The organism is Escherichia sp. 94.0001 (assembly GCF_013369155.2).
Classification (GTDB): domain Bacteria; phylum Pseudomonadota; class Gammaproteobacteria; order Enterobacterales; family Enterobacteriaceae; genus Escherichia; species Escherichia coli_F.
In genome coordinates this window covers 1-1,199 of sequence record NZ_JABWMS020000176.1, presented here as the reverse complement: position 1 = coordinate 1,199, position 1,199 = coordinate 1, and the positions used below count along the sequence as shown (strand labels likewise).

Sequence of the window (1,199 nt, the reverse complement as noted above, 5' to 3'; positions counted from 1 at the left end):
TAGGGAAGGTGCGAACAAGTTCCTGATATGAGATCATCATATTCATCCGGAGCGCATCCCAGAGGGACATCATGAGCCATCAACTCACCTTCGCCGATAGTGAATTCAGCACTAAGCGCCGTCAGACCCGAAAAGAGATTTTCCTCTCCCGCATGGAGCAGATTCTGCCATGGCAAAACATGGTGGAAGTCATCGAGCCGTTTTATCCCAAGGCGGGCAATGGCCGACGGCCCTATCCGCTGGAGACCATGCTGCGTATTCACTGCATGCAGCATTGGTACAACCTGAGCGACGGTGCCATGGAAGATGCCCTGTACGAAATCGCCTCCATGCGCCTGTTTGCCCGATTATCCCTGGATAGCGCCCTGCCGGATCGCACCACCATCATGAATTTCCGCCACCTGCTCGAGCAGCATCAACTGGCCCGTCAATTGTTCAAGACCATCAATCGCTGGCTGGCCGAAGCAGGCGTCATGATGACCCAAGGCACTTTGGTGGATGCCACCATCATTGAGGCACCCAGCTCTACCAAGAACAAAGAGCAGCAACGCGATCCGGAGATGCATCAGACCAAGAAAGGCAATCAGTGGCACTTTGGCATGAAGGCCCACATTGGTGTCGATGCCAAGAGTGGCCTGACCCACAGCCTAGTCACCACCGCGGCCAACGAGCATGACCTCAATCAGCTGGGTAATCTGCTTCATGGAGAGGAGCAATTTGTCTCAGCCGATGCCGGCTACCAAGGAGCGCCACAGCGCGAGGAGCTGGCCGAGGTGGATGTGGACTGGCTGATCGCCGAGCGTCCCGGCAAGGTAAAAACCTTGAAGCAGCATCCGCGCAAGAACAAAACGGCCATCAACATCGAATACATGAAAGCCAGCATCCGTGCCAGGGTGGAGCACCCGTTTCGCATCATCAAGCGGCAGTTCGGCTTCGTGAAAGCCAGATACAAGGGGCTGCTGAAAAACGATAACCAACTGGCGATGTTATTCACCCTGGCCAACCTGTTTCGGGTGGACCAAATGATACGTCAGTGGGAGAGATCTCAGTAAAAACCGGAAATAACGCCAGAAATGGTGGAAAAAATAGCCTAAATAGGCTGATTCGATGTGTTTGCGGGAAAAAAATCGGCCCAGATCCGAGAAATTTTAATCAGCGAGTCAGCTTGGGAAGAAATGACCTGCTTATTCGCACCTTCC

General features: G+C 53.5%; 1 protein-coding gene. It reads left to right on the top strand.

Annotated elements, in window-relative coordinates; translation table 11 throughout:
- Nucleotides 1–71: 71 nt before the first annotated feature.
- The gene (locus tag HEN33_RS25025) at nt 72–1,052 is read left to right on the top strand and encodes an IS5-like element ISKpn26 family transposase (protein WP_000019473.1); all 981 of its coding nucleotides are present in this window, start codon (nt 72–74) and stop codon (nt 1,050–1,052) included.
- Nucleotides 1,053–1,199 lie beyond the last annotated feature (147 nt).